The sequence below is a fragment of the Burkholderia sp. R-40 genome (assembly GCF_049942845.1).
GTDB classification, from domain to species: domain Bacteria; phylum Pseudomonadota; class Gammaproteobacteria; order Burkholderiales; family Burkholderiaceae; genus Burkholderia; species Burkholderia ambifaria.
Genome location: NZ_CP187969.1, coordinates 688961 through 712260 on the forward strand (window position 1 = coordinate 688961; position 23300 = coordinate 712260).

Sequence of the window (23300 nt, forward strand, 5' to 3'; positions counted from 1 at the left end):
GATGCAAGTTCAGGATTCGACACCGGGCGTCGCGGCGTCCGGCTTGCGCGTCGACGGCGCGCGGCTGTGGGACAGCCTGATGCGTCTCGCGCGGATCGGCGCGACCGACAAAGGGGGCGTGTGCCGCCTCGCGCTCACCGAACTCGATCGCGAGGCGCGCGACCTGTTCACCGCATGGGCGAAGGAAACCGGCTGCACGGTACGGGTCGACGCGATCGGCAACATCTTCGCGCGGCGCGCGGGCGAACGCGACGACCTGCCGCCCGTGACGACGGGCAGCCATATCGACACGCAGCCGACCGGCGGCAAGTTCGACGGCAACTACGGCGTGCTCGCGGGCCTCGAAGTGCTGCGCACGCTCGACGACGCGGGCGTGCGCACGCGGGCGCCGCTCGAGGTCGCGGTCTGGACCAACGAGGAAGGCTCGCGCTTCGTGCCCGTGATGATGGGCTCCGGCGTGTTCGCGGGCGCGTTCACGCTCGACCATGCGCTCGCACAGTGCGACCGCGACGGCGTGTCGGTGCGCGACGCGCTGGCCGCGATCGGCTATGCGGGCGATGCGGGCGATGGGCGGGGCGCTCATCCGGTCGGCGCGTATTTCGAAGCTCATATCGAGCAGGGCCCGGTACTGGAGGCGCACGACACGACGATCGGCGTGGTCGAGGGCGCGCTCGGGCAGCGCTGGTATGACGTGACCGTGCACGGCATGGAGGCGCACGCCGGCCCGACGCCGATGGCGCTGCGGCGCGACGCGCTGCTCGTCGCGTCCGATCTCGTGCGCAAGGTGAACGCCATCGCGTGCGCGCATCCGCCGCATGGACGCGGCACGGTCGGCTGGGTCGACGTGCACCCGAATTCGCGCAACGTGATTCCGGGCCGCGTGACGCTGACCGTCGACCTGCGCGCGGCCGACGATGCGACGCTTGCGGCGATGGATGCCGAACTGCGCGCGGCGTGCACCGAGCTGGGCACATCGGCCGGCATGCCGATCGACGTCGAGCAGGTCGTGTACTTCCCGCCGCAGCCGTTCGATACGGCACTCGTCGAGCAGGTTCGCACGGGCGCGAGCACGCTCGGGCTGTCGTCGATGAACGTGATCAGCGGGGCCGGCCACGACGCCGTGTATCTCGCGCGCGTCGCACCGACCGCGATGATCTTCGTGCCGTGCAAGGACGGGATCAGTCACAACGAGATCGAGGAGGCCGATCCCGCGCATCTGGAGGCAGGCTGCAACGTGTTGCTGCACGCGATGCTGGGCGCCGCTGGGGTCGCGGAGGGCCGCGCACGATGAAAATCCTGATCGCCCGGATGAATCACGAGACGAACACGTTCTCGCCGGTACCGACGCCGCTCGCCGCGTTCGGCCGCAACGGCCCCGACTGGGGCGACGACGCGTATCGCGCGAATCACGGGATGCGCACCGCGATGGCCGCGTTCATCGATGCGGCCGTGCGTGAAGGCGCGGAGATCGTCACGCCGGTGTCGGCCGCCGCGAACCCGAGCGGCCCGGTCACGGCCGACGCGTATGCGGCGATCTGCGATGCGATCGTCGCGGCCACGCCCGGCTGCGACGCGGTGATGCTCGACCTGCACGGCGCGATGGTCGCCGAGCAGAGCGCGGACGGCGAGGGCGACCTGCTCGAACGTGTGCGCGCGGCACTGCCCGGCGCACCGATCGCGGTGGCGCTCGACCTGCATGCGAATGTCACGCAGAAGATGATCGACCACGCGGACGTGATCGTCAGTTTCAAGACCTATCCGCACGTCGACATGTACGAGACGGGCGAGCATGCGGCACGCGTGCTGCTCGAACGGCTGCACGGCCGCGCGCGGCCCGTGCTCGCATGGCGCCAGCCGCCGCTGATGACGTCGACGCTGCGCAGCGCGAGCGCCGAAGGCGCGATGCGGCGCGCGGTGGAGGCCGCGCGCGCGGCCGAGGCCGACGGAATGCTCGCGGTATCGGTGCTGCCCGGCTTCGCGCTCGCCGATATTCCCGCGCCGTGTATCAGCGTCGTGGTGGTCGCCGACGGCGACCGCGCGGCAGCCGACGCGGTGGCCGAACGCATCGCCCGGCAGATCTGGGACGCGCGCGACGCGTTCGTGTACCGCAGCGCGCCGCTCGCGGAATCGGTCGCGCAGGCCGCGGCGCTGGCGGGCGGCGCGGACCGTCCGGTGCTGATGCTCGATCACGGCGACAACTGCATGTCGGGCGGCCCGTGCGACACGATGGACCTGCTCGAGTCCGCGCTCGCGCAGGGGCTCGACGGGATCGTCAGCGGGCCGCTGTGCGACCCCGAAGCCGTCGCCGCGCTGATCGACGCGGGCGTGGGCGCGACCGTCACGGTGCCGGTCGGCAACCGGATGCCGTCGCATGGCGGCGCGCGGCGCGCACCGTTTCGCGCGACGGGCATCGTGCGCGCCATCACCGACGGCGAATACGTGATTACCGGGCCGACCTATACGGGCCAGCGCGCATACATGGGCCACGCGGCGGTGCTCGATATCGGCGTGGCGACGCTGGTCGTCACCGAGCGCACACAGGAACCGTGGGATCTCGGCGTGTTCGAGAGCGTCGGCATCGATCCACGCCGCGCGCGATTCCTGCTGCTGAAGTCGCGCATGTATTGCCGGCCCGTGTTCGTGCCGATCGCGGCCGCGCTCGTCGAGTGCGACAGCCGCGGCGTGACCGGGTCGGACTTCGGGCTGTTCCGCTACGAGCGGCTCGCGCGGCCCGTGTATCCGCTCGACGACGTCCGTCAGTGGGAAGGCGCGGGGCCGCGCACTCGCTGACCGGCGGCCGCGACACACCGGTTTCGCGTGCTTTCGGGCATCATGCGATGGCATCGACCCGTCGAGCAGCAGGGTCGTGCGATTCCTTGCGTCCGCAACCGATCCGGAGAACCGTCCGTCATGCATTCGAATCCTTTTCGCCTTCGTCGCGCCCGTCTGCTCGCCGCGCTGACGCTTGCCACCACCGCCGTCGCCGCGCATGCGGCCGACTGGATCGTGTCCGGCAACGACGGCAAGTACCAGCGCGTCGAAGGCCGCGACACCTTTCTCGCATCGCCGCCCGCCGACACGCTGACGCTGCTCGATGCGAGCGTGTTCCCGCCGAAGGTCGCGCTGCAGGTCGACGTCGAGAACGGCATCCAGGGGCCGCCGCAGGCCGTCGCGATCACGCCCGACGCGAAACTCGCGCTGGTCGGCGCGCCGACGCGTTACGACACGAGCGCGAAGCAACTCGTGTACGACACGTTCCTGCAGGTCGTGAATCTCGATGCGTCGCCGGCGGCGATCACGCGCATCGACCTCGGTACGCACCCGCAGGGGATCGCGATCGACCGGTCGGGTCGCGTCGCGCTGGTGGCGAACGTCGACGGCAGCGTGTCGATCCTGCGGATCGACGGCACGCAGGTGACGCTCGACGGCAACCTGAAGATCGGCAAGAAGCGGCTCGCCGGGATCAGCTTCACGCACGACGGCAAGCATGCGCTCGTGTCGCTGCGCGACGAGCAGGGCGTCGCGGTGCTGAACGTCGACGACGGCAAGGTGACCGACAGCGGCGCGCGGCTGAGCACGGGCGTCGCGCCTTACACGATCGACGTGTCGAGCGACAACCGCTGGGCTGTCGTCAGCAACGTCGGGCTCGCGGGGCTGCCGGGCTATACGGGCACGCTCGCGGGCGATGCCGATACGGTCGCGCTGATCGACGTGTCGCGCACGCCGTTCCGCACGGTCCAGTACCTGAACGTGCCATCGTTGCCGGAAGGCGTCGCGATCTCGCCGAACGGCAAGTGGATCGCCGTGCAGGCGATGGACGGCTCGAACCTCACGGCCGACAACCCGGGCCGCCACAAGCTCGGCAAGGTCGTGCTGTTCGAGATCCGCAACGGCCGCGCGGTGCAGACGAGTGAAGTGCCGGGCGGCGAAGCCGCGCAGGGCATCGTATTCACCGCCGACAGCCGGCACGTGATCGTGCAGTTCAACGTCGAGCGGCAGCTCGCGCTGTATTCGGTGGAAGGTGGCCAGTTGCGCGATACGGGCAAGCGGATCGCGCTGTCGGGCGGGCCGTCGTCGCTGCGGACGTTGCCTCGCTGACGTGTGGCGCGGGTGGGCCGGCTGCGGGGTCGCCGTTGGCGATGCGGATGGGGCTGACGTGCGACGAGGGGCGGGGGCCGCGCCTGCGATGAACCGGCGCTCCGTTACGGACGCAGCAGATCGAACCCGCCGAACACGACCACGCCGCTGAGCGCAATCATCGCGACCGAATGCTGGCCGAAATAGAGAATCGCGGCCGCGAGCCACGTGGTCAGGCAGAAGGCGCCGATGCGGGCCATCGTGAATTCCTCGAAATGCGTGATGAAGGGGATGCACGCCGAAGCCGTCGCGTCGTCGTGTCGCTTCGCGCGCGGACTCGCGCAGCGACGGCGCCGGACGGCGTCGCGTGTCGCGCCCGATCGGGCGGGCGCCAGTGCGGGCGTAGCCCGCAAGGCTTGCCGAAAGCAGCCGGTGTGCTGCAGCGGCAGGCCAGCCGGCGATTTTACCAGCGCGGATGGCCGGTCATTCTGGCCCCTTCGCAGCAATCCGCAGCCTGCGCATGACAATGGCGCGCGGTGCCGGCTGCGCGGCCGCGCCGGCGCGCCGCAGAAAGCGAGACTAAAGTTTCGTCGGACAAATACCGTAAACCGGTTGCAAGGATTTCCCTGTTCAACCGACACGAGTCGCACACACTCATTACGGACCGACACGATGCAGATCGATCTCTCTTCCGCCATGCAGACACCGCTTACCACCAGCACCGCGGCCGCCAACCCGTCCGGCACGGGCGCCGCGGCGACGGCCACCGCGGCTGCGTCGTCGCCTACAGGCAGCGCAACGAAGACGTCGGCAAGCGGCGCCGCGCCGTCCGGCGACGCGGGCGAGACGCTGGGCGCGTCGGGATCGTCGGCTGACGATCCCGCGGTCGCGCAACTGAAACAGCTCATCGAGCGCTTGCAGAAACAACTTGCGCAATTGCAGCAGCAAATGGCGGCCGCCGCGCAGCGCGCGAAGGATGACCCGGCCGCCGCGGTCGAGCAGCAGACGCTGAACGCGGAAGCGAGCACGATCTCGGCCGCGCTGTCGACGGCGATCGCGCAGCTCGCGCAGGCCCTCCAGAAGTCGGGCGGCTCGACGTCCGGCAGGCTCGTATCGACTCAGGCCTGACGGCACGGCGCCGCGCAGCCGAGCACAGCACGCCGACGCGTCGCGGCACGTCACCTCGCGCATTACAATCGCAAGCTCGTCTCCCTCGAAAGGACGGCAGAACGATGACTGCGGAATTCGCCGACGACGACCTCGTCCGCTTCGACGCGCAAGGCGGCACGCCGCTGCCCGCGGCCGATGCCGAAGGTTGGCTTGATCACGACGGCGCGCGCATCTGGCACGCGTCGTTCGGCCACGGCCCGCCGGTCGTGCTGCTGCACGGCGGCCTCGGCCACGGCGGCAACTGGGGCAACCAGGTGCCGGCGCTGCTCGCGGCCGGCTACCGCGCGATCGTGATCGACAGCCGCGGCCACGGCCGCAGCACGCGCGACGAGCGCCCCTATTCGTACGAACGCATGGCCTCGGACGTGCTCGCGGTACTCGATGCGCTGCACATCGGGCGCGCGCGCTTCGTCGGCTGGAGCGACGGCGCGTGCGTGTCGCTCGTGCTGGCTGCCCGCGCGCCGCAGCGCGCGGCGGGCGTGTTCTTCTTCGCGTGCAACATGGATCCGGGCGGCACGAAGGAGATGGTGCCGAGCCCGCTGATCGACCGCTGCTTCGCGCGGCACCGCAAGGACTACGCGCGACTGTCCGCGACGCCCGACCAGTTCGATGCGTTCGTCGCCGCCGTCAGCGAAATGATGCGCACGCAACCGGATTACAGCGCGGCCGACCTCGCTGCGATCGCGGTGCCGGTCGCGATCGTGCAGGGCGAGCACGACGAGTTCATCCGCGCCGAGCATGCGGCCTATCTCGCGCGCACGATTCCGGGCGCGACACTGACGATCCTGCCCGGCGTGAGCCACTTCGCGCCACTGCAGCGGCCGGCGCGTTTCAACGCCGCGATGCTGGCCTTTCTCGACCGCTTACCGGACTGACATCGGCATGGCCGGTGCATGCGTTGCATAAGATTTTCTTTAGGCTCGCGCAAAATATCGTCGATTGTTGGATGGCGGCCGGTGGCGGATAGTCCTGCTTCGACCGGCCGGCTCCCACAGTCTCCGCGCGGCGCGGCCGGACCTGTTGTCCACACAACCATCAGAAAATCGAAGGAACCGCAACCATGCGATTCAACGCGATACGCATCGCCGCGACCCTGTTCGTCGCCGCGTGCGCCGCCGTCACGGCCGGCCGCGCGGCCGCCGCCACGCCCGACGAGATTCACGACACCGTGACCCGCAACGTCGCGCCGCTGATGAAGCAGTTCGCCATTCCCGGCATGGCGATCGGCATCGTCGCCGACGGCAAGCCCTACGTGTTCGACTATGGCGTGATGTCGACGCAAACCGGCAAGCCGGTGACTGGCGACACGCTGTTCGAGATCGGCTCCGTCAGCAAGACGTTGACCGCGACGCTCGCGTCCGACGCGCAGGAGGGCGGCGAGCTGTCGCTGTCGGATCCGGCGGCCAAGTACCTGCCCGCGCTGCAGGGCAAGCCGTTCGGTGGTGTGACGCTGCTCGAACTCGGCACGCACACGCCGGGCGGGATGCCGCTGCAGGTGCCCGACAGCATCCGCGACGACGCGGACCTGATGCGCTATCTCGATGCGTGGCGGCCCGCGTACGCGCCGGGCACGCGCCGCACGTACTCGAACGTCGCGATCGGGATGCTTGGGCAACTCACCGCGAAGGCGATGAACCGCGACTTCGCGGCGTTGATGGAACAGCGGTTGTTCCCCGCGCTCGGGATGACGCATACCTACATCAACGTGCCCGCCGCGCGCCAGGGCGACTATGCGCAGGGCTATAGGCGGGACGGCAAGCCGATCCGGATGACGAGCGGCATGCTGTGGCAGCCGGCGTACGGCGTCCGGACCACGGCGGCCGACCTGTTGCGCTTCGTGCAGGCGAACATGGGGCTGGTCGGCACGGCGCCGCGTCTGCAGCGTGCGCTCGAGCGCACGCACACCGGCTATTTCCGCGCGGGGCCGTTCACGCAGGACCTGATCTGGGAACAGTATCCGTATCCGGTCGCGCTGCCGACGCTGCTCGAAGGCAACGGGCCGGCGATGCTCCACGACGCGACGCTCGCGACCGAACTCAAGCCGCCGCTCGCGCCGCGCCCGGACACGTGGATCAACAAGACCGGCTCGACCAACGGCTTCAGCACCTATGTCGCGTTCGTCCCCGCGAAGCGGATCGCGATCGTGATGCTCGCGAACCGCAATTTTCCGATCGAGGATCGCGTGAAGGCCGCGTACCGGATCGTCGAGTCGCTGAACGGCAAGCCTTAACCTGCGTCGTGCCCGCGCTCAGGCGAGCGCGGCGTCCGCCGCCGTGGACGCGGGCACGGCGTGCGCGCCGGCCGACGACGCGCCGCCGGCCAGGCGCCGATAACGCGCGAGCGCCCACAGCGGGAAGTACGCGGTGTAGCCGTGATACTTCAGGTAGAAGATGCGCGGAAAGCCCGGCGCCGTGAGCGCGTCTGGTGCCACCAGAAGCCCGTCGTCCTTCTGCACGCGATTCAGGTACTCGATGCCGCGCGTGACGGATTCCGGTTGTTCGCCGTCGCCGGACGCCATCAGGGCGAGCAGCGCCCACGCGGTGCAGTTCGACGTGCTTTCACCGGCATTGGTGCCGGCGAGCGCCGGGTCGATGTAGCTGTCGTTCGTCTCGCCCCAGCCGCCGTCCGCGTGCTGACGTGCGCGCAGCCACGCGAGCGCGCGGGCGATGTACGGCTGCGACGGGTCCTCGCCCGCGAGCGCGAGCCCGGCCAGCACGCTCCACGTGCCGTACAGGTAGTTCGTGCCCCAGCGGCCCCACCAGCTGCCGTCAGGCTGCTGCGTGCGCTTCACGTAGTCGATCGCGCGCGCGAGCGACGCGCGGTCCTCCGCGCGCTTCGTGACGCCGAAGCACAGCAGCACGCGGCCCGACACGTCCTCGGTCGGCGGATCGAGCAGCGCGCCGTGATCGGCGAACGGAATCGCGTTCAGGTACAGGCGGTCGCAGTCGGCGTCGAACGCCGCGAAGCCGCCGTTGCGCGATTGCAGCCCGCGCATCCAGTCGAGCGCGCGCGCGACGCGCGCCGCATACGGATGCGAGCCGTCCGCGTTGCGATGCGTGCGGCCGCGGCGGTCGAGCATCGCGGTGACGACCGCAGTGTCGTCGATGTCGGGGTAGTACGGGTTCGCGTACTGGAACGCCCAGCCGCCCGGTTGCGTGTCGGCGGGCGCGTTCTCGATCCAGTCGCCGCGCAGGTCGTTCACCTGGCGCTCGGCCAGCCAGTCGTACGCGCGCGCGATGCGTGCGTCGAGTTCGTACGGTGCGCTCGCGGGCGCGCCGGTGTCCGGCACGGCCACGGCGCGCGCCTGCTCGAGCGCCATCGTGCTCCACGCGGTGTCCCATACAGGCGACAGGCACGGCTGGCAGTACATGCTGCCGTCGGGCCGCGTGACCAGCAGCTTCTCCAGCGCGTTCTCGCAGTCGCGGCGCAGCGGATGATCGTCCGGGTAGCCGAGCACGTCCATCATCTGGTAGCTGTACACGATCGGCGGAAAGATCCCGCCGAGGCCGTCCTCGCCGTTCATGCGCTCCGCGCACCATGCTTGCGCATGCCGGATCGCGCGCTGCCGCAGGCGTTTCGGCAGCAGCGGTTCGACATGGCGCACCACGCGGTCGAGCGCGAGGAATGCGCGGCGCATCCCGCGCGCGGGCGGGAAGTACTGGCGTTCCTCGTCGGGCGGCGTGACGAACAGCTCGGGGATCGCGATGTTGCGCGGATTGCGCGCACGCGCTTTCAGCGAGCACAGCACGAGCAGCGGCACCATCGTCGTGCGGGCCCAGTACGCGACCTTGTACATCGAGATCGGCACCCACTTCGGAAACAGCACGAATTCGATCGGCATGAACGGCGTCGCGCGCCACGGCACCTGGCCGAACGTCGCGAGCAGGATGCGCGTGAACACGTTCGAGCGTCTCGGCGCCGCCCATCGTGTGGATCGCGTCGCGCGCGCTGCATGTGTCGGCGCTTCTCGTTGTCGCCGACCACCTTCAGCGCGAAGTACGCCTTCACGCTGCACGACACGTCCGGGTCGCCGTCGACGTACAGGTCCCACCCGCCGTGCGTGTCGAGCCGCTGGGTCGCGCGCAGGTAGCGCGCCATCTTCTCCTGGCGCGCGTCGTCGATCTTGTCCATGAAATGCATCATCAGGATGTATTCCGCGGTGATCGTCGCGTCGGATTCGAGTTCGAAACACCAGCTGCCGTCAGGCTGCTGAAGGCGCATCAGCGCGTCGCGTCCACGGGCGATCGCGGTGTCGAGCGCGGACCAGGGGGAGGGGGCGGATTTGTTCATGCGGCGGATAATACCATCCGGCCGGAATGTTTATACCGAGACCGCGGGTGCTAACATCGCCTCCATGAAAAAACGCCTCGAACCCGCTTCGCGCGATACCGCCGCGCCTGTCGACACGGCCGGACCGGCCGACGCACGGCGCGCGCCCGCGCCTGCGCCCGCTGCCGGCGTGCGGCGGAAAAAGGCCCCGGAGCAGGTGCGCGCGCAACTGCTGGAAGCCGCGTCGGACATCGCGACCGGTCAGGGCGTGGCCGCGCTGACGCTCGATGCGGTCGCCGAGCGCGCGGGCGTGACCAAAGGCGCGCTGCAGTATCACTTCGCGAACAAGCAGGGCCTGCTCGATGCGCTGTTCGGGCAGGCGACCGAACGCTTCGCGACGCAGATGGCCGCGCGCCGGGCGGCCGACCCGCACGGCGACGGCGCGGCGGCGCGTGCGTATCTGCATGCGGTGCTCGACACCGCGCAGCCGGCCGCGAGCACCGACGTGCTGCGCGTGCTGGTCGCATCGATGATCACCGAGCAGGAGACGCGCGCGCGCTGGTCGGTGCCGATGCGCGAGTGGACGCGGCCGGACCCGGTGCCGCTCGAGCAGGCGGCAACGCTGATGATCTGCCGGCTGGCCGCCGACGGGCTGTGGATCTCGGAGCTGCTCGACAGCGTGGAGATTTCGGCCGAGCTGCGCGCGGAGATCGTCCGGCAGCTGGACCGCATGAGCGCGGGCGAGCCGCCGGTGGGCACGGACAAGCGTACGAGCGCGCGCGGCAGGCGCGGCTGAACGCGTTCAGTCGCTCAACTTCCCGACGAGCTTGGCGATTCCATCTGACGCTCGTCGTCGCCATGGACGCGGCACGGGCTGCGCAGCGCGACATAGATCCGACGATTTGAAGAGAACCCTCGCGCGTGCCGGCGATTTCCTGACACACGACGCGCGTACCGTGACGGGAAACGACGACGTGTCGAGCGAAAAGCCCAAGCGGCGACACGCCGACGACGCCAGGCCGGCTGCGGTGTTGCGGGGGAGTGTCAATCACATGCTGACAAGAGACTACGTGGAGCGCGAGCTGTCTCATATCGAGAGAATGGTCGCGCTGCTCGAAAGCGATGCGGATACCGGCGCGGCGGCGATGCCGTACGCGATGCGCGTGAGTCGTCCAGGTTACTGGCGCGCACGGATCGAGGTGCTGCTCGCGATTCCCGGCATGCCGCGCCACGTGATGAAACTCGGCAATGTGTTGCTCGCGAAGATCGACGCGATCGAGTCGCGGCGGGGGACGGTGAATCCCTGACTGTGCGGGCGCGCGCAGCGCATGTCGTGATGGGGCTCGGCTGGCGCTTCGGCGATGTGTTCAGCCTGATTGCGATGCCGGCGCTCGCCGCGGCCGGTGCGTTGTATGCGATCGGCCTTTGCAGAACGGAGATCACGGAACACCAGCGCGCGAGCGGGGCGGCCGTGCAGCGAGATTGATTCGGCAGACGCTTGTCGCGTGTGCGCGGATAAAGGAAAAGCCACGGATCGCTCCGTGGCTTTTGCCTTTCTCATGCAGGCGGCCGTGTCACGGCCGCGTATCGCACGGCTTACGCGATGGTCTTCGACCAGTTTGCGTACCAGTTGCGGAACAGCGTGTATTGCGCTTCCGCGTAGTTGCGTTGCGCGTCGCTCAGTGCATCGGTTTCGTTGAAGTGCAGCGTGTATTCCTTGTCGCCGTTCAGCACCATCAGATGCTTGTAGAACAGCACGAGGTCGCAGCCTTCGTCGAACGACGACAGCACGGCCAGCGCCGCTTCCAGTTCCTTCGCACGCACGCGCGCCACGGCATCGCCTTGCGCGGCCTTCTTGCACAGGTCGACCAGTTGCAGCACTTCGCGCGGCAGCGCATTGCCGATGCCGGTGATCGCGCCTGCCGCGCCGCAATTCACGAAGCCGTGGAACACCTGCGTGTCGACGCCGGCCATCAGCGTCACGCTGTCGTCCTGCGACGTGATGTTTTCGGCTGCATAGCGCATGTCGGCCGCGCCGCCGAATTCCTTGAAGCCGATCAGGTTCGGGTGCTGACGACGCAGTTCGAAGAACAGGTCGGCGCGGGTCGCGAAGCCGTAGTACGGGCTGTTGTAGATCACGGCCGGCAGGTTCGGCGCTGCGTTCAGGATCGCGGCGAAATGGGCCTTCTGTGCGGCCGGCGACGCGCCGCGCGACAGCACGCGCGGGATCACCATCAGGCCGTGCGCGCCGACCTTCGCCGCATGCGCGGCGTGCGACACGGCTTCCTTCGAGTTCACCGCGCCGGTGCCGACGATCGTCGGCACGCCGGCTTCGACCAGACGCGCGACGCCTTCCTGGCGCTGCGCTTCGGTCAGCAGCGGCCAGTCGCCCATCGAGCCGCAGTACACCACCGCGCGCATGCCGAGTGCCACCAGCTCCTTGCCCTTCTTTACCAGCGCGTCGAAATCCGGCTGACGATCAGCGGTGCACGGAGTCATCAAGGCCGGAATGGTGCCGGTAAAAATGTTGTCGCTCATCTCGTTTCCTCACATTCAGATAGGGTCAATTGCCAGTGCTGACAACCTGGGCCGTACGCGCGCTCGCCGTCTCGTCGGTGCTTCACGTCACCCGGACGGCGGCTGGCCGCCTCTTGTTTGCCTCGGTGCCGAAACGTTGCCTCCGGTTTCGACCGAGAGTCAGCCATCGACGAGTGCATTCTAGCCAGTCCGCATATTTTATACAATATAAAATAAAAAGGGCGTGACGCGGGGCGTCGTTTCGAGGTGTCGGGGAAGTTGAGAACCGCGTCGCGGCGGCCTTCGGCGGGGAGGGCGGCCGCACTCGACAAAGCTGGTCGACGCCGCGTTCCGGCTCCGCCTGATGGCTTGGCAGCCCGACTGGCGCCCCGCAAGCTTATCCCCGCCGCACTTTCCCCGGACCAAAAACATCCGTCTCGCAGGCTTCCATCCCGGTCGGCGTACCCCCGCCGACTTGTCGCATTTCTGCGGAAAGCATTTTTGAGATTGCGTGGATTGTGTATTGGATATTGTATAAAATCTTTCGGCGCGCTTACTCACGAGCCGCCCCGTCACGGGAAATGGAAGACAACGAGAGGAGATACGGAGATGACAAGTCAGGTCGGCGAGGCAGTCTCGCCCGGTAGTGCAGCAGCCGTGCAGGACACGGCGTCGAAACGGGAATTGAAGCGGGTCGTCGCGGCGTCGATGGTGGGGTCGGTGGCGGAGTGGTACGAGTTCTTCCTGTATGGAACGGCGTCGGCGCTGGTATTCGGCACGCACTTCTTCAAGAAGACGGGCAACCCGATCGACGGCCTGCTCGCCGCGTTCGCGCTGTATGCGGTGGGGTTCGCCGCGCGCCCGATCGGCGGGCTGGTGTTCGGCTACTACGGTGACAAGTTCGGCCGCAAGTACCTGCTGCAGGTCAGCCTGATCGTGGTCGGCATCACGACCTTCCTGATGGGCTGCCTGCCGACCTTCGATGCGATCGGCTATTGGGCGCCGGTGCTGCTGGTGTCGCTGCGGCTGATCCAGGGCTTCGCGTTTGGCGGCGAGTGGGGCGGCGCGATCCTGCTGGTCAGTGAACACGCCCCCGACAACCGCCGCGGCTACTGGGCCAGCTGGCCGCAAGCCGGCGTGCCGGCCGGCAACCTCGTCGCGACCATCATCCTGCTGGTGCTGTCGAGTTCGCTGTCCGAGGCCGACTTCCTGTCGTGGGGCTGGCGCGCGGCGTTCTGGTTCTCGGCGGTGGTCGTGCTGATCGGCTTCTGGATTCGTCGCAAGGTCGACGATGCGCCGATCTTCAAGGAAGCGCAGGCGCGCCGCGCGCAGAAGCAGGAAAAGCAGCTTGGCGTGGTGCACGTGCTGAAGTATCACTGGCGGCAGGTGCTGATCGGTATCGGCGCGCGGTTCGCCGAGAACATCCTGTACTACATGGTCGTCACGTTTTCGCTGACCTACCTGAAGCTGGTGGTCGGGGCCGACACCACGCGGATCCTGAAGCTGATGTTCGCGGCGAACGCGATCCACTTCTTCTTCATTCCGCTGATGGGGCTGCTATCGGACTTCGTCGGCCGCAAGCCCGTGTACCTGACGGGCGCGGTGCTGACCGCCGGCTGGGGCTTCGTCGCGTTCCCGATGATGGATACCGGCAACGACTGGATCATCATGGCCGCGATCGTGCTTGGCCTGTTCATCGAATCGATGACGTACTCGCCGTACTCGGCGCTGATGACCGAGATGTTCCCGACCAACGTGCGCTATACCGCGCTGTCGCTGTGCTACCAGGTTGCGCCGCTGATGGCCGGCTCGCTCGCACCGCTGATCGGGCTGTCGCTGCTCGAGCGCTATCACTCGTCGACGCCGATCGCGCTGTACCTGGTCGCCGCGGCCGTGATCTCGATCGTGTGCGTGGGCGTCGCGAAGGAAACGCGCGGCAAGTCGCTGCGCGATGTGGATGCGGAGGCGAGCCGGCGTACGCATCTGTGACGCGGTGGTGATCGCCGGCGTGATCGCTGATGGGAAGCCACCCGGAAGGGTGGCTTTTTTGTTTGGTATCGCGGGGTTCTCGGGAGCGTTGGGGAGGAATGGCGGCGTTCGGTTGCGGATTCAACCCGCCATCGATTTGCTCAGACACTCAGACGGCCGCTTCACATCGAATTTCGGTCGCTTACGAAAGCACCAAAGCTTCGTCGGAAGGAAGCGGTCATTGACGCTCACTTACCGTGACCGGGACGATTTTTTCTAGTCTGTCCAGCAACAGTTCCTTTTGCTGCTCCGGGAGCTTGACCAGGCTGGGATACATGTTAATCAAGGCCAGCCGTTGCGATGCCGACTTGGATGGCAGCAGCATGAGCAACCCCGCTCTCTCACGGTCGGACAGCGATGACAGATGCGGTAGCGCACTGAGTTGCACCATCTTGGCAGAGCCTGTCGACGGCACGGGAGGTTCGTCCACCACTCCCAACGGTGCCGATTTTTCCCCTCCTGGCGGCGTGCCTTGCGCCGCCAATGGGGCCAATCCCGACGAAGCTTGCTGCGGAGCTGCCGTCGATGGTGGAGCGGAATCCCCTCCGCTGCATCCGGTGACCAGCAGACTAAACAGCAGCATCGACCGAGCGTGCAAAAAATAGCGCGCTGCATGTGGGACATGCCACGCGCGGCAACCAAGGTGAACATCGTGTTGCATGACCAAGCATCCGATGATTCATGAAAAAGTGGGCGTGGCACCGTATGAAATGACGGTACCAGCCGTCACCGATTGCAGACGTGCCAGCGGATGCTGGCACGCCCATCCCTATGGCTTAGGGCGTTCTCGCTAATGCCGGGGTCTTCCCGTTCAGTGGAATGTGCCGAAGCCTGTGCCACGTCAATCAAGGACCCACGAGGCTGAAATAAGGCCCGCTGAAGCCCGCGAAGGTGATCGTATAGACGAAATTCGCGAGGGCCGGGCCCGCGGTAAGCTGCTTGGTCCAGTTCCCGTTGGGGCAGCTGGCATTGGCAAGTAACTGCTGGGCCGTCGGCGCCACCACGCCGAGCGGCGGCACGACGATTTGCCCGTTCTTGGACGCGATCAGCTTTCCCGCCGAAGCAGCATCCGTGACCTGCGTCTTCACATCAACGACCTGACCGCCATGGTTTGTGCACTGCACGGTGCCCGAATAAGTCGCCGACAGGTTCGCTGTCGCATTCGTGTGGCCGATCCCCCCGATGGTAGCCCCGGTACAACTGACATCCAGAGTGGATTGATCTACGGTGCATACCGGCGCGGCAGTTGCAAAATGTGCTCCACTGGGCCCATCGGCGGCATTGGTTTCGGCCCATGCCGCGGGAGCGACCAGCACCGCTGTCAATGCAATCAAAGCTAGATTCTTCATGCTTGTTCTCCAAGAAGCTATTGATAAATAACCGGCTTGCTAATTGCCTTTTTTCTCCTTTCATCAGATTAAGGAAGCACCGATCAATCACCTTTTTGTCGGTGAGTGTTTCGACAAATCCCGCAATCAAATATCTTGATATAAAATACGCGCCGAGAATGTTTTCACGAAAATGAGCCGAATTGGTCTCTTTCCTGACTCGCTTTACGCACTCAGGACCGGACCTCCCTCTTAACAGATCAACAGCCACGCAGTGCTCATCGTCAGATCTTTGTAGCGCACCTTACCGCGACCTGACTGATCGTTGACCACGCGAAAAGGATGCTCGCCCCGCCTGGCTCTCGCCTTGCTTTGTTCCGCAATAGTCAGCAGACGCGTCAAAGCCGTGGCGAAAATCTCGCTTCATATTAATAATATTCGCTTCGGAATTTAATTGGCGTTTCCAATCAACGATTAGAAAGTATAGAAAAAGAAAGGCAGTGAGCTAGAAATTTCTTTTTTGCTTGGCGAAGTTTCGCGCTCCATCTTGGCGCATAACTCACGTGCAACCCGATCTATACTTTAAAGATTTGCAGCACTGCAGATCGGCATTCACTTATTATTAATAAAAGAACGACAAGGCGTATATTTTCACAATTATCGAAGCTGCGAATAAGTTCGCGTTTGAATTGCACGTAATATGCGCTATGCCGACGATGCAGTCGCAGAGGTGCCATTGTCTCGCAAGACGCGTCGGAAGACGGCGTCGGGTCGAGGCTGTGTGAAAACGCAGGCTGGCCGCGTTGCTCCAGGAATTCGCCCCTTCAGATCGCGCTGTATAGGCTTGGCGGCGGTTCGGGAAGGGTAAAGCGACACCCGAAAACCGGCTAGTTTCGCGTTTTCACACAGCCTCGGTAACGGCCGATTCTCGAAAGGGTAAGCGTAGGTCGTGGCGTAGGTTTGCGCGCCGAGCCTCGTCAGATAAGGTGCAGGTACTGCTGCATCATTGGAGTGACGGTTGCAGGTGCTGCTGTGGGTTGCGTGCTCATGTTCATCGGCCAGAAGGGACATCAATCTGAGCGGCCAAAGACGCGCAGCCCCACCGAGCAGGGCGTCTCCCTTGTTAATCCCTGTCAGCTTGCCGGATTGCGTGCCATGACGATCCACGCCGCGCCGTCGATCATCACTGACCGCTCGCCGGGGAGGCCCGCGAAGGCGGCACGAACCGCGGCCGAGGCGCGGGCGCGGATGTCGTCGGGCTGATCAGCGAGCGCACGCGACAGTGGGCCGACCTCGAGTGTCATCTTCGCCGCGTCGTCGATCGCCGCGTTCCGCGTTTCGCCCTCGCCGAATCGGACGGCAGCGTCGAAGGGCGAGATAGCGATATCCGTCAAGCCGGCCGTCGTCAGGATGCGTGCCACGCGCTCCCGGTCGCCGAACGAAAATGGGCCGGGCGCTTCGGGATCGGGCAGCGCACTCGGCGGGAGGATGCCCTTGAGCGCGCCCACCGGCAGGCGCATCCAATCGTTCTCAGCCGCACCGCGCCAGCAGACGAAGGCGACCCGCCCGCCCGGCCGCAGCGCGCGTCGCATATGGGCGAACGCCGCTGTCGGATCGTCGAAGAACATCACCCCGAAACGCGAGAACAAGATGTCGAACGCGCCCTCGGGCAGCTCGGCGCTGCTGGCGTCGGCCACCTGGAACAGGGCCGGCGTATCCTGTGGCGCAAGTGCGCGCGCTCGGCCGATCAGCGGTTCGGATATGTCCACGCCCAGCACTTGGCCCCCCGGGCCGACGCGGGCGGCCAGTGCCAGACTCGACGCGCCCGCGCCGCAGCCGACGTCCAGCACGCGTTCGCCCGTGACGGGCGCGGCGGCTTCGATCGCGGCCTGGCCGAACACCGCCACCAGAGCGTCGAGCCGGGCCTGGTTGGCGACCCAGCGCTCCCCGCTTTGACCATTCCAGTCACCCACCTGATCCGCACGTTGCTTTGCCATGTCATCTCCTTGGCTCGACGATCCACCCTTCGCCGCATCGATCTACGCCAACCTTTTCGAAGGCGGCGACGCAACAAGAGAAGGGAATCCGTGCTCTCAAACCAGCATCGACTGCTGGGCGAAGATGCCCGCCATCGCGCCCTGCGAGGATGCCTGGGTAACCGATGGCAAGAAGGGCGTGGCGAGGTCGCCAGCGGCGTAGATGCCGGGCATGCTGGTTTGGCGGCGCTCGTCAACCTTGAGAACGATGCCGGTGGGCGTATCCACCGTGGCGAGGCTCAGCGATTCATGCAGATTTGCGGACGGCTTGTTGCGCGGATGGGCGAACAGGATGTCGACCGCCACGTTGCGACCGGTATCGAGATTGACGGTGACGATATGGCCCTCGTGATGGGCGATCTCGACGATCCGGCCATCGACGACAGGTATCTTGCGGCGCGCCAGATCGGCCTGGATATCGGGTGGCATGTCGTGACCATCGGAGAAGACAGTCAACTTGTCGGTCCAATCGTGGAACAGCCTGACAGACTGGTGCGACTGCGGGCCGGACCAAACGAGGCCCCAATGCTGGCCGGCGACTTCAAAGCCGTCGCAATAGGGGCAGGGCACGATGGACGTGCCCCAGCTTTCGGCAAAGCCCGGAACATCAGGCATCTGGTCGGCGACGCCATAGCTCAGGATCAGACGGCGCGCCTTCAGGCTTTCGTTGTCGTCAGTGACGATGCAGAAATCGTCGATGGCGCCAGACACGCTCTCCGCCCGGGCATTGACCATCCTGATCGTTGGATAGCGCGCCAGCTGCTGCCGCGCCTCGAGCAGGATGTCCAGCGGCGGCTTGTGATCGTGGCCGAGCAGGCCATGCGAGTGGCCGGCAAAGCGGTTGCGCGGACGGCCGGTGTCAAGAACGGTGACGTTGCGGCGGGCACGGCCGAGCTGCAGGGCGGCGGCGAGGCCGGCAAAGCTGCCGCCGATGATGATGACGTCATTCATGGTGATGGGCTCCGTGTTGTGGATGGAGGGGGCTGGGGGGAAACCTATTCGGAGGACGCCACCCATTGGCTTGCATATTTCAGGTACTGCGTGGTATCGTAATTATATTATTGAGATACTGTCAAGTACCGGAATTATCGTGACCGAAAATAAACAGGCCCGGCGTGGCCGGCCCGCCAATGAGGCGCTTGCCCAAACGATCGTCGACGCCGCGGGCGAACTATTTGTGGAATTGGGTTTTCAAGCGACGACGCTGGACAAGGTCGCCCAGCGGGCGAAGATATCCAAGCTCAGCATCTATCGGCACTTCGAGAACAAGGAGGCGCTGTTCAGCGCGGCAATCGCGGCCGGCTGCCATCAGCTGTTTGCACCACAGGCCCTTCTTGAAGGCGTCGACGGTTCGGTCGAAGATCAGCTCATGGCGGTGGGATCATCACTGCTGCGCACGCTGTTGAGATCAGATGTTCGCAGTGTCGAAGCCATGGTCATGGCCGATAAGACGAATCAAAACTCGTTAAGCAAGCTCCATTACGAAGCTGGCCCCGCCCATGTCATCGCCCAAATTGAGGCCCTGTTGCGTCAATTGCATGCGAAGGCGCTTCTGAACGTGCCCGATCCCCTCCGGTCCGCCCGCTTGTTTGCCGCGCTTTTCAAAGGATCCGATCTTCTGATGGTTGCACGCTTCGATCAGGCGAGAGCAGCGGACGACAACGAAATCGAATCCTATTGCCGGTCGGCCGTTGCCATGTTCATCGCCGCGCACGGTGGCATCTAGCTAAAGGCGCGCGGTATGTCTTGGGCGCCGGTTGCTCTAGCTTTTGTTGACCAACTTAAAGTCGCTGGAGGCGGCGGTGCCTAGAAACCGGCCTCACTCTGTTGTCGGCTTCATAGTCAGCGCGCTTCCTGTCGCTTCAAAGCATCCGGTGCGCCGTCAACAACTTGCAGCATCATTGACGGCGCTATTAGCTTATTTACCCTGAAGCAGCATACCGAGGGGTTTGAGCGGGCCGACCCGCAGGAACTCGAAGTCGAGGAAGCCGCCAGCCGCGAGAGGCATTGCACCCACAATCGCCCTGGCTTCATCGACAGATTCGACGCTCATCAGGAAGACCACGCCCGGATGTTCGTCGATAAAGTAAAACTGCTCGATCTTGCCTTCGAGGTAGAGCTTAAGTGTGTGCGGGACTTCCTTCGGCATGATCTGTTGCCGAACGTCGTCCGTGATGGGTTTCACGCCCTTTCCGATTGCAAAAACTTTCATCTGTCGTCTCCTTGGTGAATCGACGAGGCAGAGTCTAGCCCCCGCACTCGAAAGAAGGTACAGTCGTAAATGCCAACTTTGGGGTCGTTTACGCCATGCGAATCACGCTGATCGCTCTCGATGGAGTGTTTGACACCGGGTACACGGCGATGCTCGATGCGCTCAGGATGGCGAACAGTTTCGCGGCCCGTGAAGGCCGGCAACTTCCGTTTGAAATAAGCGTCGTGGGGGTGCGCAAGAAGGTGCGGACCAATGGCGGGCTCCTTATTCCCGTGCAGCCCATAACGCCGGCATTGATGCCGGACTGGGTGATTCTTCCTGCCTTGGCGACTTCGACACCGGAGCTTCTGATTCCGGCGCTCGAGCGGGCTGACGTAAAGCAGGCCGTTGTGGAGCTCCGGAGGTGGCATGAGCAGGGAGCCAAGCTCGCCACTTCGTGTATCGGGGCGTTCGTGTTGGCCGAAACCGGTCTTCTCGATGATCGCGAGGCGACGACGACCTGGTGGCTTGCGCCGCTGTTCCGGCAACGCTTCCCCAAGGTGCAGCTCGAAGAGTCGCGAATGCTGGTGCCGACCGATATCGGCGTAACAGCCGGCGCGGCGATGGGGCATCTCGACCTTGCGCTTTGGCTGATTCGCAAGGCGAGTCCGGAGTTGGCCGTGGTGGTCTCGCGATACCTGCTCGCCGACCTGCGTTCGTCGCAGGCGCAATACATTATCCCGAACCATCTGGCGCAGGCCGATCCCCTCGTCCTGCGTTTCGAGCGCTGGGCAAGGGATCATCTGAAAGACGGATTCTCCCTGCCGGATGCCGCTTCCGCGGTAGGGACCAGCACGCGCTCATTGCAGCGGCGATGCCAAGCGATACTGGGAAAATCACCGCTGTCCTATTTTCAGGACTTGCGCGTGGAGCACGCCCAAGCGCTTCTCCATGGCGGCATGGACCTGGAAGCCGTGGCCGCCCAGGTAGGCTATATCGACGGGGCGACGTTGGGTGCGCTCCTGCGCCAGAGGACGGGGCGCGGCGTGCGCGACCTTCGTGCCGATCTGCGCTGATGGTTTGGCTAAAGATCGGTGCAGCTTTACCCCACCAAACCGGCGTTCGTTGATGCTCTGCCAAGGAGGTGCGCTCAAATGAACAACGTTGCTCTCGCATGCGTGGTGGTTCTAGGGCTGCTCCTGTTCGGCCTCGGATTGTCCATCTCGGCGATGCGTTTCCGTGAAGGCATCGCGTCGGGCTGCAAGCCGGACCCCGCGAACCTGCTGCACAAGCTCGTCCGGGCTCATGCCAACACGGCCGAATACGCGCCGTTCCTCGCGTTGCTGTTTCTCTATCTTGGCGCGCGATCGCCTTCGACGGCGACAGTGTCGCTGATGGTCGCGGCAACCGTGTGCCGCTGCTTGCTCGTCGTCGGACTGATCGCGTGGCCGACGATGGCAAGGTTCAACCCTTTGAGGTTTGTCGGCGCACTGGGCACCTACCTGACCGGTATGGCGCTATGTGTGTCGCTGCTGCTTTGAGATGCGACTGACGACGAGATCGCGTGTGCTTAGCGCGCGCCGACGCGCGCGTTCTTGCCCATCAGCTCAACAACGAAGTCAAGAAACGCCCGCGTCTTTGCCGGCAGGTGATGCCGGGACGGGTAGTACGCGTATAGCGGAAATCGCTCGTCTGCCCATTCGGGAAACAGATTGATCAATTGGCCGTTCGCGATCAGTGGCTCGGCACCGAGCAGCAACATCTGCGCGATTCCGGAACCGGCGAGGCATGCGTTGAGCAGGGCGCCCGGATCGTTGACCGTGAGGCGTCCCCGGGTGTCGACCACAATGCGCTTTCGCCGGCGATGGAATTCCCACGCGAACGGCTTGCCTGTCTCCGGGTTGCGAAATTCAATGCATCGGTGGCTTCGGCTTTCAAGGTCCTCGGGTTTTGCCGGCCGCCCCCGGCGAGCGATATACGCGGGCGATGCGACCGTAACAATGCCGGTATCGAGCAACTTTCTCGCGATCAGCGTAGAGGCTCGGGGCTCGCCGAATCGCACGGCGATGTCGAAGCCGTCCATGACGAGGTCGCCAAGACTGTCTCGCGCGATGAGCTCGATTTCGAGTTCGGGGTTCGCGTCCATGAACGCATCGAGTTGCGGCCCAAGAATGGTCCGGTAGACGACAGGATCCAGATTGACTCTCAGCTTTCCACGCACAGCGGAGGCGCTACCTGCCGCGGCCGCGGCTGCTTCCTCCAGCCCGGCGAGATGGGGCATGACCTGCTCGTAAAAGCGGCGGCCCTCTTCAGTCAGCGAGACGGAGCGCGTCGTTCGGTTGAAGAGCCGGATGTTCAGCTTTTTTTCCAGCCGCGCAATCGCGCGACTGACGCCCGGCGGCGTCATTCCGATGACTTCCGATGCGGCCGCGAACGTCCCCATATCCACCACGGCGGCGAACACGCTGATGCTGCCGGACAGCTTCTCGCTACTGGATCTCATGATTGCTCGACTGAATGCGGGTGGTGAATCGCGACCGACCAACCCGAAGGCCAACGCGCCAAAACTGCGCCGTGCAGCAGCGCAGGATAACTCCGTGGATCATGCCGCATTGATGACTCGTTGTCACTGATCTGATGCCATCCATGTCATTTTGTTTCGATCGGTGTTTGTCCAGAATGCGTGTCACCGAGACACCCGATGTATCCACATATGGAGAACGAGCAATGTATGCAATAACAGGAATCACCGGCCAGGTCGGCGGCGCACTGGCCCGCGAGCTGCTGGCCACGGGTCAGCCGGTGCGCGCGGTCGTGCGCGATGCGACGCGGGCAGGATCATGGGCAGACCGAGGTTGCGAGATCGCGACGGCGTTCATGGAGGACGCTTCGTCGCTCGCCGCCGCGTTCGAGGGCGCCACCGGCGTTTTCATCCTGCCGCCTTCGGAGTTCGATCCGGCACCCGGGTTTCCCGAAGCGCGGAAGGTGATCGAGGCTGTGTCCGCAGCGCTTCTGAAGGCGCGGCCAGAAAAAGTCGTTTGCCTGTCGACGATCGGCGCACAGGCCGACGAGATCAATCTGCTTACTCAACGCACGCTGATGGAGCAGGCACTGCGCGAGATGCCGATGCCGGTGACGTTCCTGCGGCCTGGCTGGTTCATGGAAAACGCTGCATGGGATGTCGCGTCCGCGCGCGACGATGGCGTCATTGCCAGTTACCTGCAGCCTCTCGACAAGCCCGTGCCGATGGTCGCTACCGCGGACGTAGGCCGCGTTGCGGCCGAACTGCTCCAGCAGACGTGGCGCGGTGTGCGCGTGGTCGAGCTCGAGGGCCCGCGCCGGGTGAGTCCCAATGATCTCGCATTGGCCTTCGCTCGCGTGCTGGGTGCGCAGGTACGCGCGGAAGTTGTCGAGAGACAGACGTGGGAAGCGCTGTTCCGCGGGCAGGGCATGAAGCATCCTCTACCCAGGATGCGCATGCTGGACGGCTTCAATGAAGGCTGGATCGATTTCGAAAGTAATCCTGACGAAATCTTGCGTGGCCGCGTCGAACTGGAGACGGTTCTGCGCGAGCTAGTGTCGCGTGCAGTCTGACCGGCGCCTCGATCCGTCGGATTGATCGACCGCCATGTCGTGCACGGGCCAATCGGCAACTTGGAACTATACTGGGGCAACCTGGAGGGT

23 protein-coding genes and 1 pseudogene are annotated in these 23300 nt (G+C 65.3%); 14 read left to right on the forward strand and 10 right to left on the reverse strand.

The window, feature by feature from the left end:
* Window position 1 precedes the first annotated feature (1 nt).
* From ACP26O_RS31885 to ACP26O_RS31895, 3 genes are all read left to right on the forward strand, one after another.
* Window positions 2-1291, forward strand: coding sequence for a Zn-dependent hydrolase (locus ACP26O_RS31885; RefSeq protein WP_175666326.1), 1290 nt, complete (start codon window positions 2-4; stop codon window positions 1289-1291).
* Window positions 1288-2790 carry a M81 family metallopeptidase gene (locus tag ACP26O_RS31890; RefSeq protein WP_175666325.1) on the forward strand — a complete coding sequence of 501 codons (1503 nt, stop codon included), beginning with the start codon at window positions 1288-1290 and terminating at the stop codon, window positions 2788-2790. Before ACP26O_RS31885 ends, ACP26O_RS31890 begins: the two co-directional genes overlap by 4 nt.
* Window positions 2791-2910: 120 nt before the next feature.
* Window positions 2911-4098 (forward strand): YncE family protein, encoded by a 1188-nt coding sequence (locus ACP26O_RS31895; RefSeq protein ID WP_175666324.1) that lies wholly within the window; start codon window positions 2911-2913, stop codon window positions 4096-4098.
* A 104-nt stretch (window positions 4099-4202) separates the two neighbouring features.
* Here ACP26O_RS31895 and ACP26O_RS31900 read toward each other — a convergent pair whose 3' ends face one another.
* On the reverse strand, window positions 4203-4337 hold the full coding sequence (locus tag ACP26O_RS31900) for a hypothetical protein (protein WP_006750603.1): 135 nt from the start codon (window positions 4335-4337) through the stop codon (window positions 4203-4205).
* 412 nt (window positions 4338-4749) lie between these two features.
* Between ACP26O_RS31900 and ACP26O_RS31905 the strand changes: the two genes are divergently transcribed.
* From ACP26O_RS31905 to ampC, 3 genes are all read left to right on the forward strand, one after another.
* Window positions 4750-5205 carry a hypothetical protein gene (locus ACP26O_RS31905; RefSeq protein WP_175666421.1) on the forward strand — a complete coding sequence of 152 codons (456 nt, stop codon included), beginning with the start codon at window positions 4750-4752 and terminating at the stop codon, window positions 5203-5205.
* Window positions 5206-5309: 104 nt separating this feature from the next.
* Entirely contained in the window at window positions 5310-6122 is an 813-nt protein-coding gene (locus ACP26O_RS31910; protein ID WP_175666323.1) for an alpha/beta fold hydrolase, read from the forward strand.
* Window positions 6123-6307: 185 nt separating this feature from the next.
* Window positions 6308-7477: a class C beta-lactamase gene (gene ampC, locus ACP26O_RS31915; protein WP_175666322.1), complete on the forward strand. Its 1170-nt coding sequence runs from the start codon at window positions 6308-6310 to the stop codon at window positions 7475-7477.
* Window positions 7478-7495: 18 nt separating this feature from the next.
* Here the strand turns inward: ampC and shc are convergent, their stop codons facing one another.
* Together shc and ACP26O_RS31925 are read right to left on the reverse strand one after the other, a co-directional pair.
* On the reverse strand, window positions 7496-9148 hold the full coding sequence (gene shc / locus ACP26O_RS31920) for a squalene--hopene cyclase (RefSeq protein ID WP_426356412.1): 1653 nt from the start codon (window positions 9146-9148) through the stop codon (window positions 7496-7498).
* A 95-nt stretch (window positions 9149-9243) separates the two neighbouring features.
* Window positions 9244-9537, reverse strand: a pseudogene (locus tag ACP26O_RS31925) (squalene--hopene cyclase); the annotation flags it as partial.
* A 64-nt stretch (window positions 9538-9601) separates the two neighbouring features.
* Here ACP26O_RS31925 and ACP26O_RS31930 point away from each other — a divergent pair.
* The 3 genes from ACP26O_RS31930 to ACP26O_RS31940 all read left to right on the forward strand — a co-directional run bounded on the left by ACP26O_RS31930 (window position 9602) and on the right by ACP26O_RS31940 (window position 11002).
* Window positions 9602-10312 (forward strand): TetR/AcrR family transcriptional regulator, encoded by a 711-nt coding sequence (locus ACP26O_RS31930; RefSeq protein ID WP_175666321.1) that lies wholly within the window; start codon window positions 9602-9604, stop codon window positions 10310-10312.
* Window positions 10313-10568: 256 nt separating this feature from the next.
* Window positions 10569-10823: a hypothetical protein gene (locus ACP26O_RS31935; protein ID WP_175666419.1), complete on the forward strand. Its 255-nt coding sequence runs from the start codon at window positions 10569-10571 to the stop codon at window positions 10821-10823.
* A gap of 29 nt (window positions 10824-10852) precedes the next feature.
* Window positions 10853-11002, forward strand: a complete 150-nt coding sequence (locus tag ACP26O_RS31940; protein WP_244099084.1) for a hypothetical protein — start codon at window positions 10853-10855, stop codon at window positions 11000-11002.
* Window positions 11003-11112: 110 nt separating this feature from the next.
* On the opposite strand, the gene ACP26O_RS31945 is transcribed toward ACP26O_RS31940, so the two are convergent.
* Window positions 11113-12054, reverse strand: coding sequence for a dihydrodipicolinate synthase family protein (locus tag ACP26O_RS31945; RefSeq protein ID WP_012372215.1), 942 nt, complete (start codon window positions 12052-12054; stop codon window positions 11113-11115).
* Window positions 12055-12642: 588 nt separating this feature from the next.
* Here ACP26O_RS31945 and abaF point away from each other — a divergent pair.
* Window positions 12643-14022 carry a fosfomycin efflux MFS transporter AbaF gene (abaF, locus tag ACP26O_RS31950; protein WP_279607357.1) on the forward strand — a complete coding sequence of 460 codons (1380 nt, stop codon included), beginning with the start codon at window positions 12643-12645 and terminating at the stop codon, window positions 14020-14022.
* A 217-nt stretch (window positions 14023-14239) separates the two neighbouring features.
* Here the strand turns inward: abaF and ACP26O_RS31955 are convergent, their stop codons facing one another.
* The 4 genes from ACP26O_RS31955 to ACP26O_RS31970 form a co-directional block, all read right to left on the reverse strand.
* On the reverse strand, window positions 14240-14722 hold the full coding sequence (locus ACP26O_RS31955) for a hypothetical protein (protein WP_244099083.1): 483 nt from the start codon (window positions 14720-14722) through the stop codon (window positions 14240-14242).
* A 184-nt stretch (window positions 14723-14906) separates the two neighbouring features.
* A complete protein-coding gene (locus ACP26O_RS31960; protein ID WP_175666320.1) occupies window positions 14907-15410 on the reverse strand; it encodes a hypothetical protein in 504 nt (167 codons plus the stop codon).
* 1112 nt (window positions 15411-16522) lie between these two features.
* A complete protein-coding gene (locus tag ACP26O_RS31965; RefSeq protein WP_175666319.1) occupies window positions 16523-17386 on the reverse strand; it encodes a class I SAM-dependent methyltransferase in 864 nt (287 codons plus the stop codon).
* Window positions 17387-17482: 96 nt separating this feature from the next.
* A complete protein-coding gene (locus ACP26O_RS31970) occupies window positions 17483-18376 on the reverse strand; it encodes an NAD(P)/FAD-dependent oxidoreductase (protein WP_175666318.1) in 894 nt (297 codons plus the stop codon).
* 139 nt (window positions 18377-18515) lie between these two features.
* Between ACP26O_RS31970 and ACP26O_RS31975 the strand changes: the two genes are divergently transcribed.
* Window positions 18516-19151 (forward strand): TetR/AcrR family transcriptional regulator, encoded by a 636-nt coding sequence (locus ACP26O_RS31975; RefSeq protein WP_165754289.1) that lies wholly within the window; start codon window positions 18516-18518, stop codon window positions 19149-19151.
* A 192-nt stretch (window positions 19152-19343) separates the two neighbouring features.
* Here the strand turns inward: ACP26O_RS31975 and ACP26O_RS31980 are convergent, their stop codons facing one another.
* Entirely contained in the window at window positions 19344-19637 is a 294-nt protein-coding gene (locus ACP26O_RS31980; protein WP_175666317.1) for a hypothetical protein, read from the reverse strand.
* Between the two features lie 95 nt (window positions 19638-19732).
* Here ACP26O_RS31980 and ACP26O_RS31985 point away from each other — a divergent pair, with 95 nt between their 5' ends.
* Both ACP26O_RS31985 and ACP26O_RS31990 read left to right on the forward strand, forming a co-directional pair.
* Window positions 19733-20692, forward strand: coding sequence for a GlxA family transcriptional regulator (locus tag ACP26O_RS31985; RefSeq protein ID WP_175666316.1), 960 nt, complete (start codon window positions 19733-19735; stop codon window positions 20690-20692).
* Between the two features lie 78 nt (window positions 20693-20770).
* On the forward strand, window positions 20771-21157 hold the full coding sequence (locus ACP26O_RS31990) for an MAPEG family protein (protein ID WP_175666315.1): 387 nt from the start codon (window positions 20771-20773) through the stop codon (window positions 21155-21157).
* Between the two features lie 29 nt (window positions 21158-21186).
* Here the strand turns inward: ACP26O_RS31990 and ACP26O_RS31995 are convergent, their stop codons facing one another.
* Window positions 21187-22119, reverse strand: a complete 933-nt coding sequence (locus ACP26O_RS31995; RefSeq protein WP_175666314.1) for a LysR family transcriptional regulator — start codon at window positions 22117-22119, stop codon at window positions 21187-21189.
* Between the two features lie 224 nt (window positions 22120-22343).
* Between ACP26O_RS31995 and ACP26O_RS32000 the strand changes: the two genes are divergently transcribed.
* Window positions 22344-23210 carry an NmrA family NAD(P)-binding protein gene (locus ACP26O_RS32000; protein WP_175666313.1) on the forward strand — a complete coding sequence of 289 codons (867 nt, stop codon included), beginning with the start codon at window positions 22344-22346 and terminating at the stop codon, window positions 23208-23210.
* Window positions 23211-23300: the final 90 nt, after the last annotated feature.

Bases quoted from the DNA above. Each gene is read 5' to 3' on its own strand.
- ampC (WP_175666322.1), top strand. From the start codon at position 6,308: ATGCGATTCAACGCGATACGCATCGCCGCGACCCTGTTCGTCGCCGCG.
- ACP26O_RS31885 (WP_175666326.1), top strand. From the start codon at position 2: ATGCAAGTTCAGGATTCGACACCGGGCGTCGCGGCGTCCGGCTTGCGC.
- ACP26O_RS31970 (WP_175666318.1), bottom strand. From the start codon at position 18,376: ATGAATGACGTCATCATCATCGGCGGCAGCTTTGCCGGCCTCGCCGCC.
- ACP26O_RS31910 (WP_175666323.1), top strand. From the start codon at position 5,310: ATGACTGCGGAATTCGCCGACGACGACCTCGTCCGCTTCGACGCGCAA.
- ACP26O_RS31930 (WP_175666321.1), top strand. From the start codon at position 9,602: ATGAAAAAACGCCTCGAACCCGCTTCGCGCGATACCGCCGCGCCTGTC.
- ACP26O_RS31895 (WP_175666324.1), top strand. From the start codon at position 2,911: ATGCATTCGAATCCTTTTCGCCTTCGTCGCGCCCGTCTGCTCGCCGCG.
- ACP26O_RS32000 (WP_175666313.1), top strand. From the start codon at position 22,344: ATGTATGCAATAACAGGAATCACCGGCCAGGTCGGCGGCGCACTGGCC.
- ACP26O_RS31995 (WP_175666314.1), bottom strand. From the start codon at position 22,119: ATGAGATCCAGTAGCGAGAAGCTGTCCGGCAGCATCAGCGTGTTCGCC.
- ACP26O_RS31940 (WP_244099084.1), top strand. From the start codon at position 10,853: ATGGGGCTCGGCTGGCGCTTCGGCGATGTGTTCAGCCTGATTGCGATG.
- ACP26O_RS31935 (WP_175666419.1), top strand. From the start codon at position 10,569: ATGCTGACAAGAGACTACGTGGAGCGCGAGCTGTCTCATATCGAGAGA.
- ACP26O_RS31985 (WP_175666316.1), top strand. From the start codon at position 19,733: ATGCGAATCACGCTGATCGCTCTCGATGGAGTGTTTGACACCGGGTAC.
- ACP26O_RS31905 (WP_175666421.1), top strand. From the start codon at position 4,750: ATGCAGATCGATCTCTCTTCCGCCATGCAGACACCGCTTACCACCAGC.
- ACP26O_RS31955 (WP_244099083.1), bottom strand. From the start codon at position 14,722: ATGCAACACGATGTTCACCTTGGTTGCCGCGCGTGGCATGTCCCACAT.
- abaF (WP_279607357.1), top strand. From the start codon at position 12,643: ATGACAAGTCAGGTCGGCGAGGCAGTCTCGCCCGGTAGTGCAGCAGCC.
- ACP26O_RS31890 (WP_175666325.1), top strand. From the start codon at position 1,288: ATGAAAATCCTGATCGCCCGGATGAATCACGAGACGAACACGTTCTCG.
- ACP26O_RS31990 (WP_175666315.1), top strand. From the start codon at position 20,771: ATGAACAACGTTGCTCTCGCATGCGTGGTGGTTCTAGGGCTGCTCCTG.
- ACP26O_RS31980 (WP_175666317.1), bottom strand. From the start codon at position 19,637: ATGAAAGTTTTTGCAATCGGAAAGGGCGTGAAACCCATCACGGACGAC.
- ACP26O_RS31965 (WP_175666319.1), bottom strand. From the start codon at position 17,386: ATGGCAAAGCAACGTGCGGATCAGGTGGGTGACTGGAATGGTCAAAGC.
- ACP26O_RS31960 (WP_175666320.1), bottom strand. From the start codon at position 15,410: ATGAAGAATCTAGCTTTGATTGCATTGACAGCGGTGCTGGTCGCTCCC.
- ACP26O_RS31900 (WP_006750603.1), bottom strand. From the start codon at position 4,337: ATGGCCCGCATCGGCGCCTTCTGCCTGACCACGTGGCTCGCGGCCGCG.
- ACP26O_RS31945 (WP_012372215.1), bottom strand. From the start codon at position 12,054: ATGAGCGACAACATTTTTACCGGCACCATTCCGGCCTTGATGACTCCG.